The sequence below is a fragment of the Acinetobacter sp. ANC_7588 genome (genome assembly GCF_056783995.1).
The window spans coordinates 17,167-33,642 of record NZ_JBWYIU010000007.1; the positions used below are offsets into that span (position 1 = coordinate 17,167).

At 39.8% G+C, this 16,476-nt stretch carries 17 protein-coding genes; 15 read left to right on the forward strand and 2 right to left on the reverse strand.

Features of this window, described 5'->3' with window-relative positions:
• The first annotated feature begins 339 nt into the window (after positions 1-339).
• The 5 genes from AC1M9J_RS07970 to AC1M9J_RS07990 all read left to right on the forward strand — a co-directional run bounded on the left by AC1M9J_RS07970 (position 340) and on the right by AC1M9J_RS07990 (position 3,760).
• Positions 340-1,227 (forward strand): DMT family transporter, encoded by an 888-nt coding sequence (locus AC1M9J_RS07970; RefSeq protein WP_092766734.1) that lies wholly within the window; start codon positions 340-342, stop codon positions 1,225-1,227.
• A gap of 170 nt (positions 1,228-1,397) precedes the next feature.
• The gene (gene ureE, locus AC1M9J_RS07975) at positions 1,398-1,883 is read left to right on the forward strand and encodes an urease accessory protein UreE (RefSeq protein WP_180028353.1); all 486 of its coding nucleotides are present in this window, start codon (positions 1,398-1,400) and stop codon (positions 1,881-1,883) included.
• Positions 1,870-2,535: an urease accessory protein UreF gene (locus tag AC1M9J_RS07980; protein ID WP_481590387.1), complete on the forward strand. Its 666-nt coding sequence runs from the start codon at positions 1,870-1,872 to the stop codon at positions 2,533-2,535. Before ureE ends, AC1M9J_RS07980 begins: the two co-directional genes overlap by 14 nt.
• A gap of 22 nt (positions 2,536-2,557) precedes the next feature.
• Positions 2,558-3,172 carry an urease accessory protein UreG gene (ureG, locus tag AC1M9J_RS07985; protein WP_035266791.1) on the forward strand — a complete coding sequence of 205 codons (615 nt, stop codon included), beginning with the start codon at positions 2,558-2,560 and terminating at the stop codon, positions 3,170-3,172.
• Positions 3,173-3,190: 18 nt separating this feature from the next.
• Positions 3,191-3,760, forward strand: coding sequence for a HupE/UreJ family protein (locus tag AC1M9J_RS07990; RefSeq protein WP_481952132.1), 570 nt, complete (start codon positions 3,191-3,193; stop codon positions 3,758-3,760).
• Positions 3,761-3,819: 59 nt separating this feature from the next.
• Here the strand turns inward: AC1M9J_RS07990 and AC1M9J_RS07995 are convergent, their stop codons facing one another.
• Positions 3,820-5,730 (reverse strand): ATP-binding cassette domain-containing protein, encoded by a 1,911-nt coding sequence (locus AC1M9J_RS07995; protein ID WP_481952133.1) that lies wholly within the window; start codon positions 5,728-5,730, stop codon positions 3,820-3,822.
• A 34-nt stretch (positions 5,731-5,764) separates the two neighbouring features.
• Between AC1M9J_RS07995 and AC1M9J_RS08000 the strand changes: the two genes are divergently transcribed.
• The 4 genes from AC1M9J_RS08000 to topA all read left to right on the forward strand — a co-directional run bounded on the left by AC1M9J_RS08000 (position 5,765) and on the right by topA (position 10,459).
• Positions 5,765-6,010: a SlyX family protein gene (locus tag AC1M9J_RS08000; RefSeq protein WP_035266784.1), complete on the forward strand. Its 246-nt coding sequence runs from the start codon at positions 5,765-5,767 to the stop codon at positions 6,008-6,010.
• Positions 6,011-6,122: 112 nt separating this feature from the next.
• The gene (locus AC1M9J_RS08005; RefSeq protein WP_481952134.1) at positions 6,123-7,133 is read left to right on the forward strand and encodes a hypothetical protein; all 1,011 of its coding nucleotides are present in this window, start codon (positions 6,123-6,125) and stop codon (positions 7,131-7,133) included.
• A 204-nt stretch (positions 7,134-7,337) separates the two neighbouring features.
• Positions 7,338-7,787, forward strand: a complete 450-nt coding sequence (locus tag AC1M9J_RS08010) for a hypothetical protein (RefSeq protein WP_092766741.1) — start codon at positions 7,338-7,340, stop codon at positions 7,785-7,787.
• A 32-nt stretch (positions 7,788-7,819) separates the two neighbouring features.
• On the forward strand, positions 7,820-10,459 hold the full coding sequence (topA, locus tag AC1M9J_RS08015) for a type I DNA topoisomerase (RefSeq protein ID WP_481952135.1): 2,640 nt from the start codon (positions 7,820-7,822) through the stop codon (positions 10,457-10,459).
• A gap of 55 nt (positions 10,460-10,514) precedes the next feature.
• Here the strand turns inward: topA and AC1M9J_RS08020 are convergent, their stop codons facing one another.
• Complete coding sequence (locus AC1M9J_RS08020) at positions 10,515-11,030, reverse strand: hypothetical protein (RefSeq protein ID WP_481588666.1); 516 nt, start codon at positions 11,028-11,030, stop codon at positions 10,515-10,517.
• Between the two features lie 134 nt (positions 11,031-11,164).
• Here AC1M9J_RS08020 and AC1M9J_RS08025 point away from each other — a divergent pair, with 134 nt between their 5' ends.
• From AC1M9J_RS08025 to AC1M9J_RS08050, 6 genes are all read left to right on the forward strand, one after another.
• Positions 11,165-12,307 (forward strand): glycerate kinase family protein, encoded by a 1,143-nt coding sequence (locus tag AC1M9J_RS08025; RefSeq protein ID WP_481596232.1) that lies wholly within the window; start codon positions 11,165-11,167, stop codon positions 12,305-12,307.
• A gap of 102 nt (positions 12,308-12,409) precedes the next feature.
• A complete protein-coding gene (locus tag AC1M9J_RS08030) occupies positions 12,410-14,398 on the forward strand; it encodes an ATP-dependent helicase (RefSeq protein ID WP_481596233.1) in 1,989 nt (662 codons plus the stop codon).
• A gap of 80 nt (positions 14,399-14,478) precedes the next feature.
• On the forward strand, positions 14,479-14,730 hold the full coding sequence (locus AC1M9J_RS08035; RefSeq protein ID WP_035266766.1) for an RNA recognition motif domain-containing protein: 252 nt from the start codon (positions 14,479-14,481) through the stop codon (positions 14,728-14,730).
• A gap of 297 nt (positions 14,731-15,027) precedes the next feature.
• Positions 15,028-15,354 (forward strand): hypothetical protein, encoded by a 327-nt coding sequence (locus AC1M9J_RS08040; protein ID WP_481591569.1) that lies wholly within the window; start codon positions 15,028-15,030, stop codon positions 15,352-15,354.
• A gap of 194 nt (positions 15,355-15,548) precedes the next feature.
• A complete protein-coding gene (locus AC1M9J_RS08045; protein ID WP_481591568.1) occupies positions 15,549-16,052 on the forward strand; it encodes a DUF6586 family protein in 504 nt (167 codons plus the stop codon).
• A 122-nt stretch (positions 16,053-16,174) separates the two neighbouring features.
• On the forward strand, positions 16,175-16,453 hold the full coding sequence (locus tag AC1M9J_RS08050) for a hypothetical protein (RefSeq protein ID WP_035266758.1): 279 nt from the start codon (positions 16,175-16,177) through the stop codon (positions 16,451-16,453).
• Positions 16,454-16,476 lie beyond the last annotated feature (23 nt).

Here is a 16,476-nt window from a genome sequence, read left to right on the forward strand (position 1 = left end):
CGTCACTGATAAATCATTTTTTTATAAGTAAATACTGCATTAAGGGGCAGCATCTTGCAATTAGACTTAGGGTCTAATTACATACTTTTAACATATAAAAATATTCATGTGAAAAATTTATCAGTGATCTCAATGTTATGCAATTTAGATACCATGTTACTTCAACTGATTTAGGTGACAGTTACACGAGGAATGTTAGCTCAAAAAATATCATCTTTTTATCTAACGAATAAAATCAAACTTTATGCTATCTACATACAATCCTTTTTTGATTAGTCATTACACTGGATGAGGCATAGAATAACACCCGTCAGTCCTACTCATTAAAGTGATATTTTTATGGCGTTCAGTTGGATTCTCTTTACCCTCATGGCTGCTTTTATGCAGGCTTGGCGCAATGCCTTTCAAAAACAATTGAGTACCACTGTCGATGTATGGGGCGTCACCCTTGCACGCTTTATCTTCGCCTTGCCTTTTGCATTGATTTATTTGAGTAGCCTTTATCACTTCTCACCTGTAACAGCGACTGTTCAATTTACGACAAAATATTGGGTTTATATTTTTATCGCAGGCATTAGCCAAATTTTAGCCACTGCATTGATGGTGCAGTTATTTAAACAAAAAAACTATGCCATTGGCGTGGGACTGGCCAAAAGTGAAGCGATCTTAGCTGCAATCATTGGCGTTGCTTTTCTCTCTGATCATTTGTCATGGTTGGCATGGTTTGGGGTGTTACTGGGTGGTTTTGCTGTGTTTCTGTTGAGTCGGGGACATGGTTTTACTGGATTTTCACCCAAAACACTGATGATTGGCATCGGGAGTGGTTTGTGTTTTGCTATCACTTCACTATTGGTCAGAGAGGCCAGTCTTGAACTAACAATGTTGCCAACAATTCATCGCGCTGCATGGGTATTACTGTCGGTGATTGGCTTACAATGTTTGAGTATGCTTTTGTATCTCAGTTTATTCAGTCATCAAACGTTGCTGGCGATGTGGCAACGTCTAGGACTGACCTTTAAAGTCAGTGTATGTAGTTTTATGGCATCTCTCGGATGGTTTACTGCCATGAGTATGATGAGTGTCCCAGTGGTCAAAACGCTCGGTCAGATTGAGATTTTGTTTAGCTTATTGATCTCAGCTTATTTCTTTAAAGAAAAGTTAGCGAAAGCCGAACATTGGGGATTAGCCTTAGTTGTGATTGCAGCAATCTTAGTGATTTGGGCTTAAACATTTTTATAGATCATTGAATATTCTTTAATAAGAAGAAGGGGATGCACCAATAGATTTCATGTTGGCATGAATAATGCTTGATTTTGATGCGTAAATGGATTGATGTTGAACAAGACATTTCGCGAGTTGAAATTAAAGCAAAGTATTCAAGCGACAATAGGAAAGGCATGAAAATCTATACTCAAAGAATAGAAGCAGTGACAGAAGATCAAGCTTTCGAAACTGTGCAACTCAACTTTGATACACGACAAAAGAGCCGTTTTCGTGCAACTTTAGTTTCAGGGTGCGATATTGGTGCAGATTTACCGCGCACAGGTATTCTTCGCGGCGGATCATTTATTGCAACTGAATCAGGTGACTTACTGCGGGTGGACGCATTGCCCGAACGCCTGATGTGTGTTCAAGCTTCTTCTGAATTTGAGCTTTTGAAAGCAGCCTATCATTTAGGGAATCGTCATGTCCCTCTTATGCTCACGCCTAGTGCACTATATTTTGAACCTGATCATGTCTTAGCCGAAATGGTCGAAGGATTGGGTTTAATGGTCACGGAAGTGGATCATCCATTTGAGCCAGAAAGTGGTGCTTATGCTCAGCATGCACATGATCATCGTCTAAGCCCAATCAAAGCGATTCATGCTCATGCGCATCACTAATGCAGCTCACTTACTCAAACTGTTAACTTTGTCCTCTACAGCTTTGCCTGTAGGCGCTTATTGCTATTCGCAAGGTGTTGAAAGTGCGATCGATCAAGGTTTGATCCATGATGAGCAATCCAGTATTGCGTACTTCGAAGAAGTTCTGGAAATGCTTTTGGTTCGTTTTGAGCTACCTGTATTGAAGCGTTTGATGCAGGCCCATGATGATGAACAGCAGTTTAATCATTGGGCGCAGTTGTATCGAGCCAGTCGTGAAAGTCGTGAGTTATTGGCTGAATCGCAGCAGTTGGCATTTTCCTTGAACGCATGGATTAAAGATGTATTGAAAATGCCCGTTACGGTCAAAAAACAACTTGGATTTGTACCTGTATATGCTCAGTTATGTGGGCGATTGGATCTGAATATCGAAGATGTTTTAACGGCGTATACATTTACTGTTTTAGAAAACCAAGTACTTGGCGCAGTCAAAACTGTGCCGCTCGGTCAGATGAGTGGTCAACGAATTTTGTGGCATTTACATGGTTTAGTCCCAGATGCCATAACGCATGCAATGTGTATAGAAGATCATCAACTCAGCAGTGCCTTACCTCAATATGCCATGCTCAGCATGTCCCATGAAACACAATATTCGCGTTTATTTAGATCTTAAAAATTATCATAAGGAATCAATCATGTCAGAACGTTCTCCTTTACGTGTCGGAATTGGTGGACCAGTCGGCTCTGGTAAAACAGCACTGACTTTAAATTTATGCCGTGCATTGCGTAATAAATACAATATGGCGGTGGTGACCAATGATATTTACACCAAAGAAGATTCCAACTTCTTAACTCGTCATGAAGCCATGTCACCCGATCGTATTGTGGGGGTGGAAACTGGCGGTTGCCCTCATACGGCTATTCGTGAAGATGCCTCAATCAATTTGGCAGCGATTGATGACTTATGTGAAAAGTTTGATGGTCTAGAGTTAATTATCATTGAAAGTGGTGGTGATAATTTGGCAGCAACGTTTAGCCCTGAACTGTCTGATCTGACGCTATATGTGATTGATGTTGCAGGTGGTGAAAAAATTCCACGTAAAGGCGGTCCAGGCATTACCAAGTCGGACTTACTGATTATCAATAAAACAGATTTGGCGCCAATGGTTGGAGCGAATTTGCAGGTGATGGACCAAGATGCCAAGCGTATGCGAGGAGATAAACCGTTCTTGTTTTCAAACATGAAAACTGAAGATGGTTTAAACGAGATTATCAGTTTTATTGAAAAACAAGGGTTATTCAAAGCTTAGAACAAGAGGGCTTAAAGGATGAAACAATGCAATAAATTCGGTCTATTCATTCTGGCAGGTGTATCGAGCCTTGTAATGGCACATCCAGGCCATCTGCACCATGACGCTAATTTTTGGACGGGCTTTATTCATCCGTTTACAGGATTGGATCATTTGATGATGGCACTCAGTTTCGGCGTTTTAATGTGGAGCATGTCTAAAATTTGGAAGATGATTGGGGCATGGGGCTTGCTTACAGCGCTCGTTGCTGGATTCAGTTTAGGTGCGCATGGAATTATTCCGAATGGCGTTGCAGAAATTGGAATTGTAGGTTCATTGTTCATCTTAGCTGTAAGTTTATGGACCAAATCGAACAGAATTTTTCCAGTTGCAGCAGTGTTTCTATCAGTTTTTCATGGTTCAGCACACGGAGCTGAATTAGCGATGAATGGAAATGTTGGCGTTCAGATTTTAGGCATGATTACTGCCATGGCAATGATTTATGCTCTTGGACTGGGTTTAGGGGCATTGATGGTGAAATTTGTTCCACAAGGTAAAAAGATTGTAGGTGTGCTAGCAGCATTGGTTGCAGTAATTGGTTTAGCGTGATCAAACTTGGCAAAATAAAAAACTCCGCAAGCGCGGAGTTTTTTTATTCATCAGGGTAATCAGCCACCATTCGCAAGACTTTCAAGCGCTTCCCAGCGCTCTAATTTCTCTAAAAGTAACTCATCAATTTCAGTAAGGCGAATCGAAAGTTGAGTTGCTTTGTCACTATCTGTCACAAATAAAGAACCATCTGCTAAAAGCGCATTAATCTCGGCTTGTTCCTTTTCCAAAGCTTCCATTTCAGCAGGAAGTTGTTCTAAAGCACGTTGATCTTTATAGCTTAGTTTTACTTTTTTAACCGCTGGTGCAGGGGTTGCCGCCGCTTCAGCTTTTGCAGCTGCTTTCTTCACCGCAGATTTCTGATCGACTACAGTTTGATCAGGACGTTGCATGAGGTAGTCTTGATAACCACCGACATATTCATCGATATTGCCTTTGCCATCAAATACCCAAGTTGAAGTCACAACATTGTCCATGAAGGCACGGTCATGCGAAATAAGAAGCAATGTTCCTTTGTAGTCGCTGAGCATCTCCTCAAGTAGTTCAAGCGTGACCATATCCAAGTCATTGGTTGGCTCATCCATCACGATGAGGTTCGATGGTTTAAGTAGTAATTTCGCCAATAAAATACGGTTACGTTCACCACCAGAAAGGGCTTTTACAGGCGTACGAGAACGCTCAGGTGAGAACAAGAAATCTTGTAAATAGCTATAGATATGTCGACGCCCGCCATTGATATCGACAAAGTCTGACCCTTCAGCCACATTATCTTTTACTGATTTTTCAAGATCGAGTACATTACGGAGCTGGTCGAAATAAGCCACTTCGAGTTGAGTACCTGTTTTGACCGTGCCCGTATGTTCTTGTTGACCTAAAATTGCTTTGATCAGCGTGGTTTTACCGACCCCGTTGTCACCAACTAGACCAATACGATCTCCACGGAGAACCAGTGCATTGAAATCTTTGATAATTGGAGCATTATCGCCAAATTGCACACTGAGGTTTTCAATTTCGAAGACCACTTTGCCTGAACGTTGAGCATCTTGGGTAGCCATGCTCACTTTGCCTTGCTGCGAACGGCGGGCTTTAGATTCTTCACGTAATGCTTTTAATGCACGTACACGACCTTCGTTACGGGTACGACGTGCTTTAATACCTTGACGAATCCAAACTTCTTCTTCTGCTAACTTTTTGTCGAACAGCGCATTTTGTTTTTCTTCTGCTTCCATCTGTGCAGCTTTGAGTTCGAGGTAACGTGAATAGTTCCCTTCATAACTGCGTAAGATGCCTCGATCCAGTTCCACAATACGTGTAGCAATACTGTCTACAAATGAACGGTCATGTGAAATGAAGAGTAATGTTAAATTATTTTGATCGAGTAAGAATTTTTCTAACCACTCGATACTTTCAACATCTAAATGGTTCGTTGGTTCGTCGAGTAACAAAACATCAGGTTGGGTGAGTAGTGCGCGTGCAAGAAGCACACGACGTTTACGACCACCTGAAAGATCAGCTAAATCAGCATCAGGATCAAGTCCCATTTTACTGAGGATTGAATTCACTTTAGTTTCAAGTGCCCAACCATCTAATTGATCCATTTTATGTTGCAAGTTACCCATGCGATCGCAAGCTTCCATATCACCAAGTACGCAAGCTTCGCTTGCTTCGTGATAAGCTCTAAGAACAGAAGCTGCTTCTCCTGCGCCATCTGCCACAATATCTGCAACACGTCCCGAGTCCATTGGCACGTCTTGAGCCAGCATAGAAATGGTAATACCATTTTGCAGGGAAACTTCACCAGCATCAGGCAATAAACTTCCATCAATGAGTTTAAGTAAAGTAGACTTACCCTCACCATTACGGCCAATCAAACACACTCGTTCGCCGCGTTCTAAACTAAAATTCGCGCCGTCGAGTAAGTACGGTCCACCAAATGCGAGTTGGACGTCCCTTAAGGTAATATAGGCCATAATGTTTCCTGAAATCCCCTGATGAGGACTTATAATGTCGAATCAAAAAAATCTAAATGAGCAGGCGTCATTTTCCGCACCCATAGAAGATTTGCAAGTCCGAATTGCATTTTTAGATGAATTAGTTGATCAGTTAAATATTCAAATTGCATTACAAAGCCGTGAAATCAGCGATTTAAAGAAACAAATGCAAATTTTGTATCAACGTGTTGAAGCTACTCATGCTGACGATGGTGTTGCTCCATTTGATCCAATTTTGGATAAACCGCCACATTATTAAGACGTGACATAAATACTGATTATTTATTAAGAAGTATGCGTAAATAGTTTGACCTTTGATATGAAGGTCGTTGTAATAGTCTTTTCACTTGCCGAATTCTGAATCTTATCCTATGAGCGCTAAAGTTGTCCTAATAGATCTTGAAAATAACATGCCGACTTCGACGTTATTTCGGGAGATTGTGCAACATTACACCACGACCTATCTATTTAATTCGAAAGGGAGTTTTCATTACAGTCTCACTGATTTGACTGAATTTTCGAGTTGGATTAGTAGTGGTCAAATTGTCATTTTAGAAATGCTTGAGGCAAAAGAAAAAGAATTTGAGTACGCTGTGATTGTGGGGCAAATCTTGGCATTGGTTGAGCATGGCGCAGAGATTGATGTGATTTCTGCACGAGACTGTAGCACGATGTTGGCTGACATGATGCGAGCTTCTGGCATTCAATGTAATTTGATACAGGTACAACCAGAGCAACCTGTGTCAAAACTCAAATACAATGTGCCTTCAGTTGAAACTATTCGTCAAAATCATGATTTATTTAGAGTAAAGCAATATTGTGATGTTGTGGTTCGTATGGAAGGGAAACCAAACACCTTAGCTAAGCTTAAAAACTCGATCGAGAATACGTTGCGAATAAATGACGAGCACAGCGCTAAATTGATTGGCATGCTCATTAATTTAAAGGTGATTAAAAAAGAAGGTGAGCAAATTTCCTTTCGTAAAAAGGTATTAAAGCAGTGGGCTCAATTGGATATGAATGTTGATGAAGATCTAGTAGCAGACCACAAGCTTGGTCAGGTAGATGCGTTATTGGCGAAGCTACATATCGAAGCAAAAGACATTTTAGCTGAAATTGAAGAATCGCAAGACATTCAGCACATTCAGAGTGATTTATTTAAAAATTTTGAAAAAATAGATCCAGTCCAGCTGGAAGTCATCCAAAAATTGAATGCTTTAAAATCTGGAAAGCCTAAAGATATTTATGAACTGCGTGATTTATTGGAACAACTATTTCCAAAATCGGATGTGCGTTTATTGCTTAAGGAAATGATTGATAAAGGATATATTTATTGGAATGGTCATGAAGTACTTTATAGCCATGAGATGTTTTTGAACTAAAATATGCCTAGGAAAAAAGCGATGATTTTATCGCTTTTTTTTTATTTCAGTTGCACTGTGCTTAGGTGGGTTATACCACATCGTGCCTTATTTGGTTCAGGTCTCAATACTGGTTTCATGCCGCTATAAATCGTATTTTTAATTTTCAACTTGCCTTTTATATTCGGCTTATGCAACTCTAATATAAGAAGCAAAAGGTGAACTATGGAAAATGCTGGACTTTGGATAACGATTCTTATCGTTGTGTTTGTGCTGGGCTCGATCTTCGGATTACGTGTAAATCCAAGAGAAAAAGCTTTGGGGATTATGCGTGAGAAAGCGCGAAAAATGGGATTACACCCGCGTTTGATTGCTGCACCTTCATGGACCAATATTCCAATGGCATCAGAAAATCGTGCCAGTATGGTGGCGTATTACAGCGTTATCATTCCTGATGGTCGCCTACCTTTAATGCGCGCTTTGGTTGAAAATGAAAAACTCAATGTTGTTCACGGAAATGAGAAATTTAATGATTTCCCCATTGCATTAAAAGGGATTTATGCTATTGATATGCAGTCTAATTGCGTCGGTTTGTACTGGAAGGAAGAAGAAGATCTTCACGCTACACAACTTGATGAAATGAAAGCACTTTTACATAAATTGGCTGAAATTTAATTTTTTTAATCTTATAGGAATAACGGTTCACTATGGCGAATGCTCCTAAGTCCACATCCAAAAGCGCTACAGCTCAATCGTCAAAAGCTGGAAAAAAACGTGCTTTAGTGATCGTCGAGTCGCCTGCTAAAGCGAAGACCATTAATAAATACTTAGGTTCAAACTACATTGTGAAATCATCTGTGGGTCATGTCCGTGACTTACCAACAGGTGCTTCAAAAAGTACGGAAAAGAAACCAGTAACACGTACCAAACAGACTGCTGAAGAGAAAGCTGAAAAAGCTCAACTAGCACTGATCAATCGTATGGGGGTAGACCCTGAGCACGGTTGGAAAGCACACTATGAAGTGCTTCCTGGTAAAGAAAATGTTGTTTCAGAACTGAAAAAGCTTGCTTCGCAGGTTGACGAGGTCTATCTCGCAACCGATTTGGACCGCGAAGGAGAAGCGATTGCTTGGCATTTAAAAGAAGTTATTGGTGGTGATGACTCTCGTTATAGACGTGTGGTTTTCAACGAAATTACTAAAAATGCCATTCAAGAAGCATTTAAACAGCCTGCTCGTTTAGATATTGATAAAGTCAATGCACAACAAGCACGCCGTTTCCTTGATCGTATTGTTGGCTTTATGATTTCACCACTATTGTGGGAGAAGATCGCACGTGGTTTATCTGCGGGTCGTGTACAGTCAGTTGCTGCGAAACTTGTGGTTGAGCGTGAGCGAGAAATTCGTGCTTTTATTCCTGAAGAATATTGGCAAGTTTTTGCAGATACCAAATCTAAAAAAGATGATATTCGTTTAGAAGCAGTCAAACAGTCAGGTAAGACATTAAAACTTCAAAACAAAGCACAAACAGATGCTTTATTGGATGTTTTAAAAGAAGCTGAATTTAAAGTTGCTGCCCGTGAAGATAAACCGACCAAAGTTAATCCGAGCGCACCCTATATCACATCGACCTTACAACAAGCAGCAAGTACTCGACTTGGTTTCTCTGTAAAGAAAACAATGACAATGGCACAGCGCTTGTATGAGGCAGGTTATATCACCTATATGCGTACCGACTCTACATTCTTGAGTGATGATGCGGTCAATATGGTACGTGGACATATCGAAACTGAGTATGGTGAAAAATATCTCCCTGCAAAGCCAAATCGTTTTGGAAATAAAGCAGGTGCGCAAGAAGCCCATGAAGCGATTCGTCCATCAAACGTCGCGTTGAAGGGTGATCAGCTTGCGGGCGTAGATCGCGATGCTCAGCGTCTATATGATCTGATTTGGCGTCAGTTTGTTGCATGTCAAATGACACCTGCTGAATATTTGTCTTCGACAATCTTGGTCGATGCAAACGGTGTAGAGCTTAAAGCTAAAGGTCGTACTTTGGTATTTGATGGCTTTACGAAAGTACGTGGCCAGAACAAGTCGGATGATGATGTTTTACTGCCTGCTGTGAAAGTTGGTGAAGTTCTACAACTTCAAAAGTTAGATCCTTCGCAACATTTCACTAAACCACCTGCACGTTTCACAGAAGCATCTTTGGTGAAAGAGCTTGAGAAAAAAGGTATTGGTCGTCCTTCGACTTATGCAGCGATTATTTCAACGATTCAAGATCGTGGTTACGTGAAATTGGATAACCGTCGTCTCTATGCAGAGAAGATGGGTGAAATCGTAACAGATCGTTTGGATGAAAGTTTTAACAACTTAATGAACTACGCATTTACTGCAGATCTAGAAGGTCAACTGGATAAAGTTGCAGATGGTGAGCGTAATTGGAAAGAGTTGTTAGATAGTTTCTATGGTGATTTTAAGAAACGTCTGACTATTGCACAGGGTGAAAATGGCATGCGCCGTAATCAGCCTGTTGAAGTTGATGCTGTGCATTGTAAAGAATGTGATCGTCCGATGCAGATTCGTACCGGTACCACAGGTGTATTCTTAGGTTGTTCTGGCTATAACTTACCACCGAAAGAACGTTGTAAAGGTACACTCAACTTAACGCCAGTAGAGTCCTTGGCTGCACTATCTGATGATGACTCTGCAGAAACCGCAGATTTAATGTCGAAAAAACGTTGCCCAATTTGCGAAACAGCAATGGATAGCTACGTTATTGATGGTGGTCGTAAACTTCATATCTGTGGGAACAATCCAGACTGTGAAGGTTTTGAGCTTGAAGAAGGTGAGTTCAAAATTAAAGGGTACGATGGTCCAACAATTCCATGTGACAAATGTGATGGTGAGATGCAGTTAAAGACAGGGCGTTTTGGTCCTTATTTTGCCTGCACAAGCTGTGAAAATACACGTAAAGTATTGAAGAATGGTCAACCAGCGCCTCCTCGTGTCGACCCGATTAAAATGGAACATTTGCGCTCAACGAAACATGACGACTTTTTCGTATTACGTGATGGAGCAGCAGGCTTATTCTTAGCAGCAAGTAAATTTCCTAAAGTACGTGAAACTCGTGCTCCTAAGGTCGCGGAATTGCGTACGGTTGCTGAACAGCTAGATCCAAAGTATCAGTTTATTCTGCAAGCGCCAGATACTGACCCTGATGGAAACCCAACTTTAGTGAAGTTTAGTCGTAAAAACCAAGCGCAATATATTGGTTCTGAAACGCCTGAAGGTAAACAAACGAAATGGTCTTTGATTTACCAAGATGGTAAATGGATTGAAGCTTAACGTTTAAATAACAGAAAATGCTGACTTAGGTCAGCATTTTTTTATGACATTAAATTTATTGTCTTACACATACTCTTGAGAGATTTTCTATTTCTGTATCAAATAGAATGAAATTCGCAATCATTTCTTTGTTATCGAGTTTTTTAATTAGTAATTTCACAGCATCAGGATCAGCTAAAGCTGATTTAAGGTTTAATTGCTCTTCAACTTGAGCATTGTCTATTTCAAATTTCAGTAATTTATTTTGATCAATTGTGAGTATATGTTCTTGTAAACTCCATTGAGCTTCAGATTGGGTATAAGCAATTGCTTTCTCGTTATCTTTAATAAAGGTCATTTGATTTTTTTCAAAATATTGACCATTTGGTTTGAACTCAGACACTATTTCGCTTTTCGCAGCATAACCCATGTAATCCATTTCTTCAGTACATTTCCATTTGGCTGAAAGTGCTGATAATTGAATATTTTCACTACTGTGTGAATTGGTTGCAGACGAGCTTGTAGCTTGATTACATACAAAAATGAATGTACACAGCACTAAAGTTTTTTTAAATATTTGATATTTTTGCATTGTTATACCGTTATTTTTTTTGGGGAGTTGTAAGTTTATTACAATATATATAAGGGTTCTATTTGAAAAATTGAAAATCTCAATGTAATAAATAAGTATCTGAATTAATTTAAATATGAGAATAGCAATAAAGTATGCAGCAAAGGATAGAAACTTTTATTTTGGCTCCCGACTCTTTCAAAGAAAGCATGCCTGCTGAGCAGGTATGCATGATTATGAAAAATGCAATCCATAAAGTCTTACCCGATGCACAATGTATTTTGAATCCAATGGCAGATGGTGGTGAAGGAACCATTGATGCATTGGTCATGGCAAAATCAGGATTAAAAATCGCGTGCGAAGTACAAGGTCCATTCGCTGATCAGCGTGTCATGACTCATTTTGGATTAATTGATCAGGGACAAACAGCAGTCATTGAAATGGCGAAAGCCAATGGCATTCATCTCATACCACCTCATTTAAGAAACCCTTTGTTCACTAATACTGTAGGAACAGGGCAACTGATTGCCGCAGCTCTCGAATTCGGTGTGAAAAAGATTATCATCGGATTAGGTGGGAGTGTGACCAATGATGGTGGTGCTGGTATGGCGCATGCTTTGGGCGTGAAATTTATTAATCAATATCATGAAGCATTTGAGCCAACAGGTAGAAACTTAAACCAAATCGATTCCATTGATGTGTCACAACTCGACCCAAGATTGACTAAAACAGAAATTGTTATCGCTTCAGATGTAAACAATCCATTATGTGGTCCACTTGGCGCATCGTATATTTTTGGTCCGCAAAAAGGGGCTACACCTGAAATGGTGCAAGTATTAGACCTTAACTTATCGCACTTTGCAGGGGTGGTAGAGCAGCAGCTTTTAGTCGATTTACGTCATCGATCTGGTGCTGGTGCAGCAGGTGGTTTGGGATTTGGTTTGATGGCATTTACAGGCGCAGATATTCGATCGGGTGCTGAATTAATCATTGAGGAAACTCAATTGGCTGAAAAAATTGCGCAAGCTGATTATGTATTTACGGGTGAAGGGAAAATTGATACTCAGACTCAATTTGGTAAAACCCCATTTGCCGTTGCTCAAGTCGCATATCGGCACAACAAGCCTGTGTTTGCATTCGCTGGTAGAGTTGGTGAAGGGGTGGAACCATTGTACGAACAAGGGTTTCATCACATCTGTAGTATTAATCCACTGGATCAAAGTTTGTCAGAATCCTTGAAAAATGCAGTTCAGAATTTAGATTTAACGGTACAAAATATCGTAAGGCAGTATATCTAATTCTCTATGTAAGTGGGCTTTGAGGTTTAAAACTGAAGCGTGTTTGTATTTTCTAAATCTAGCTCTGTTAAACTATTGTTATTGTAAAATTGATGAGAAGCGATGAGTTTAGACAGCCTGATTGATGAATTAAATCCTCAACAAAAACAAGCTGCAACCACAGAAGCCTTACATAGTTTGGTGTTGGCGGGTGCGGGCTGTGGTAAAACCAAAACGATTGTGGCACGTGCTGCTTATCTCATTGATCAAGGTGTACCCGCCAATCAAATTCAAATTTTGACGTTTACGCGTCGTGCTGCCAGTGAAATCGTGGCGCGTGTCGAATTGGCACTCGGTGAACAAGCAAAAGGATTACGAGCATCAACATTCCATACTTTTTGTATGTACTTGCTGCGTCGTATACCAAAAGCTTTCGGCTTAGCGCAATTCTCAATTATTGATCGTGATGATCAACTCATGATGTTTCGTTTGATACGTGGTAAAGATGATAAGAAGAATCCCAATCAGCTCCCGAAGCCTGCTGAATTATGTGATCTGTATTCATATGCTAGAAATACGCGTCAAAAGCTAAGTGTTGCCATAGAAAAGCAAATGCCTGAATTCTTAGCAATGAAAGACCTGATTGCAGAAATCATGAAAGAATATGAAACTCGAAAGCAGGCACGTAGCTTTCTTGATTATGACGATATTCTTGCGATCGTGGCATCAGCTTTAGCACAGTCTGAGGGTCTAGTCGATTATGTGGCCTCGATTTGCAGACATATGCTTGTGGATGAAATGCAAGACACCAATCCATTGCAATGGGCGCTATTAGAGCCTTTAAAGGATCGAGTAAGTTTGTTTTGTGTCGGGGATGATGCTCAATCGATTTATGGTTTTCGTGGAGCAGATTTCGAAAACATTCATCATTTTAAAGAGCGTGTGCCAGCAGCACAGATCTTTAAATTAGAAAAAAACTACCGATCTACTCAAGAAATTTTAGATTTATCAAATTGGTTGCTTGATCAAAGTGAGATTAAATATGACAAGCGCTTAAATGCGTATCGAGGTACCGGCATAAAGCCTAAAATTCATATTTTCCCGAATGAGTTTGATGAAGCAAAATGGATTGCCATAGATATTAAAGAGCGACATTTGCTTGAGGGAAGTCCTTGGCGCGATCATATGGTTCTGGTACGTTCAAGCTTTGCAGCTCGTCATATTGAAGCAGCTTTCATTGCAGCCAATGTCCCATATCGGTTTATTGGTGGTATGAAACTTCTTGAAACTGCGCATGTTAAGGATTTACTGAGTTTACTACGGGTCATTGCCAATCCTTCAGACGATATTGCATGGATGCGGTTTTTGACGCTTTGGGATGGGGTCGGTGATGTTGGCGCAAGCCGTTTAGCGCAACAGTTGTTACAGGACCCTCAAGATGACGTCATTGCGGAAAAACTAGAAAAATTTGGACGTATTCCTGCTGAGGCTCTACTCATTATGAAGCAGTTGAATGTGTTAAAGACTGAAGTTCAAGCTTGCGTAAGCTTGGCAATTCAGGCAATAGAAATTCAGTTGAGTGAAAATTACAAAAAGGATTGGGGGCGTCGTCAAGGAGACTTTGAGTTGGTGAAACAGTTAGCTTCAAAACATACTCAGTTAAGTGAGTTTTTAGAAGCCTACGTGCTTGATCCAGTTTCAATCAGTGAAATCGAACGCCAGTCAGATACTGATGTTGTTACCTTGATCACGATACATTCTGCTAAAGGAACTGAACAAAAAGTTTGTTACGTGGCGAATGTGACACCTGGTCAGTATCCACATGCAAGAGCTCAAGGGGATTTTGATGAAGTTGAAGAAGAACGCCGTGTGCTTTATGTAGCACTTACCCGTGCACAAAATGAATTGATTTTAACCAAGCAAAATTTGGTGACGTGGGCAAGGGAACAAGTCGATGAGCAAGGACGAAAAGTTGAAAGCTATTTTCTCAATGATCTTTCAAGACATTTGTGTACAAGTGAAACACATTATAAAACCAGACAGCAAACGGTTAAGAGTGCTTTGATTGAGCGACAGTCGATTAATTTAGATTTTGGGATTGATCTCGATTAAACTATCTAGATTGTTTCATACAAAAAGTAGAGTAGGCGCGTACTTTTTGGTTTTTTTGCCTATCTTCTTAAGGTTTTTTCATGAAAATTTTAGTTCGTAACTTAGAGCGCAGCATTACTGAAGCTGAGATTCTGGAGTTATTTCAGCAGTTTGGAACAGTAGACTCATGTACATTGGTGTTAGATGCTGCAACAGGCAAATCGAAAGGATTTGCCTTTGTTGAAATGCCACATGGCCGTGAAGCTGTGAAAGCAATTAAGGGGCTGAACACCCGTAAAGTTAAAGGTGCAGGTATTCGAGTAAAAGCTGCAGACGAAAAGCCAGAAGCATAACTTGATGTCTAAATAAAGTAGGAGCAGTTATTGCTCCTTTTTATTTGATATTTTATTTAATTTTACTAATAAATATGAATCTTTTTTAGCTTTTTTGACCAACTTTTGTACTTTAAAGAGTTGACATATTTTTGAAATGTATTTCTGTTATATATTAATATTTTTATTAAAAACATACATTTAAAATCACATTTATATACAAATTATTGTGAAGTATATCTTAATAATAGATTGAATAAGTTTGAGTGAAGTGTGTAGTATAAAAGCTCCATTATAAAACCCCAAAAGGTTATAAAAATGTCTATTCAAGAATTAAATCATCTAGAAACAGAAATCGTATCAGGTGCAGGTACGTTAATCGGTGACACGCTTCAAAACGCATCAAACCTATTTTCGAGCACATTGAATGTTCAAGCTCCAATTTGGAAGCCATTGAGCCTAATTCCTGGTGTTGGTACAGTTCATCAAGCAATTGATGTTGGCTTCCTTGCGATTTCAGAAGGTCTTTACAGGGCTGGAACACTGTTAGGTGGCGATCAAGATCAGGTCAAATTTCATTATGACAATGAAAAAGGCGATGGGACTTATAATCCATTAGGAATTTTTAAGGGTATTGTTCGCTAATATAACCTTAGATTCATTCGAAAGGGTCAGCCATGCATTTGGCTGGCTTTTTTATTTAAGCAGTATGCATTAATAATCAGGCTTTCAATCAATCTTGTTGATCTAAAATTAATCTTGATTTTTTTCTTAAAAGCATTGCGTGATATGGCGTCAACATTTAAGTTGTATGACATAAATGTTGTTAGGAAGTTTTCATGTCTCGTGTTGCTCGTTTTCATGCAGATCGCACTAATCAAAAACTCTATTTTGCCCGTCTATCATGTCAGCAAGCAGAACAGACAGAGCATATTCAACAAGCTCAAGCCCATCGTGAAGCGGCAGTCTTTCATTTGCATGGAGCGGTCTTGGCATTTTTGCAAGAGTTGGTGCGTTATTACCGTTTAAATGATTTTTCACCTACATTAAAATCTATTGAAGAGCATATGGCCGCTAAAGGGCAAGTTTCTCCAGAAATCACCGTGTTACAGCATCTTGCAAAGGATGGTTTTATTGCAGAACTAAAGCGCGCTTATCGTATGTGCCAGTATGCACCTGAACCAAGTGCACCAGAACCTGAGGATGAGACTTCTTCAAATCTTATTATTAAAGTCACGCAGACACCTCAAGCGTGGTTGCCAGACACTCAAATTCTTCGAGAGTGGCATCGTGACTTAACCCATCTTATTGACGGTTTTCGTAACGAAATGGTTGAGTTTTAATTGTAATCATGACAGTTTTAAACGATTAGACTTGAAATATAAATTTTAGAACTTATATAAAATAGTCTAAGCAATGCAAAGTGCATTCAGCATTTTGCCACCATGTGAATCATGGAGGGTATATGTCTATAGAGCAATTGAAAGAATTATTCGGAACACAAGAAGCAATTTTAGAATTGGTGCAACTTGAGAATGGCGAGTTAGCGCTTCGTCACGCTGCATCTGAAGATGAGCCACTTGTGAAAATTCAATTTAATGATGAAGTGAAAGCTTTATTAGGTGATCATATGCCTTTGATTGCCCAACACATGATTCAGGCTGCGTTATTTGCACTTCTCGAAAAACAATCGAATGAATGGCATGCGGAAGTCGTAGATGAAAAACCACAGTTTTATAGCTAAGAAAAAACCGCGCAAATAGCGCG

What these genes read in the sequence shown, in the direction of transcription:
- ureE (WP_180028353.1), top strand. Translation starts at nt 1,398, where the DNA reads ATGAAAATCTATACTCAAAGAATAGAAGCAGTGACAGAAGATCAAGCT.
- topA (WP_481952135.1), top strand. Translation starts at nt 7,820, where the DNA reads ATGGCGAATGCTCCTAAGTCCACATCCAAAAGCGCTACAGCTCAATCG.
- AC1M9J_RS08030 (WP_481596233.1), top strand. Translation starts at nt 12,410, where the DNA reads ATGAGTTTAGACAGCCTGATTGATGAATTAAATCCTCAACAAAAACAA.
- AC1M9J_RS08040 (WP_481591569.1), top strand. Translation starts at nt 15,028, where the DNA reads ATGTCTATTCAAGAATTAAATCATCTAGAAACAGAAATCGTATCAGGT.
- AC1M9J_RS08005 (WP_481952134.1), top strand. Translation starts at nt 6,123, where the DNA reads ATGAGCGCTAAAGTTGTCCTAATAGATCTTGAAAATAACATGCCGACT.
- AC1M9J_RS08000 (WP_035266784.1), top strand. Translation starts at nt 5,765, where the DNA reads ATGTCGAATCAAAAAAATCTAAATGAGCAGGCGTCATTTTCCGCACCC.
- AC1M9J_RS07995 (WP_481952133.1), bottom strand. Translation starts at nt 5,730, where the DNA reads ATGGCCTATATTACCTTAAGGGACGTCCAACTCGCATTTGGTGGACCG.
- AC1M9J_RS07980 (WP_481590387.1), top strand. Translation starts at nt 1,870, where the DNA reads ATGCGCATCACTAATGCAGCTCACTTACTCAAACTGTTAACTTTGTCC.
- ureG (WP_035266791.1), top strand. Translation starts at nt 2,558, where the DNA reads ATGTCAGAACGTTCTCCTTTACGTGTCGGAATTGGTGGACCAGTCGGC.
- AC1M9J_RS08010 (WP_092766741.1), top strand. Translation starts at nt 7,338, where the DNA reads ATGGAAAATGCTGGACTTTGGATAACGATTCTTATCGTTGTGTTTGTG.
- AC1M9J_RS08035 (WP_035266766.1), top strand. Translation starts at nt 14,479, where the DNA reads ATGAAAATTTTAGTTCGTAACTTAGAGCGCAGCATTACTGAAGCTGAG.
- AC1M9J_RS08025 (WP_481596232.1), top strand. Translation starts at nt 11,165, where the DNA reads ATGCAGCAAAGGATAGAAACTTTTATTTTGGCTCCCGACTCTTTCAAA.
- AC1M9J_RS07970 (WP_092766734.1), top strand. Translation starts at nt 340, where the DNA reads ATGGCGTTCAGTTGGATTCTCTTTACCCTCATGGCTGCTTTTATGCAG.
- AC1M9J_RS08020 (WP_481588666.1), bottom strand. Translation starts at nt 11,030, where the DNA reads ATGCAAAAATATCAAATATTTAAAAAAACTTTAGTGCTGTGTACATTC.
- AC1M9J_RS07990 (WP_481952132.1), top strand. Translation starts at nt 3,191, where the DNA reads ATGAAACAATGCAATAAATTCGGTCTATTCATTCTGGCAGGTGTATCG.
- AC1M9J_RS08050 (WP_035266758.1), top strand. Translation starts at nt 16,175, where the DNA reads ATGTCTATAGAGCAATTGAAAGAATTATTCGGAACACAAGAAGCAATT.
- AC1M9J_RS08045 (WP_481591568.1), top strand. Translation starts at nt 15,549, where the DNA reads ATGTCTCGTGTTGCTCGTTTTCATGCAGATCGCACTAATCAAAAACTC.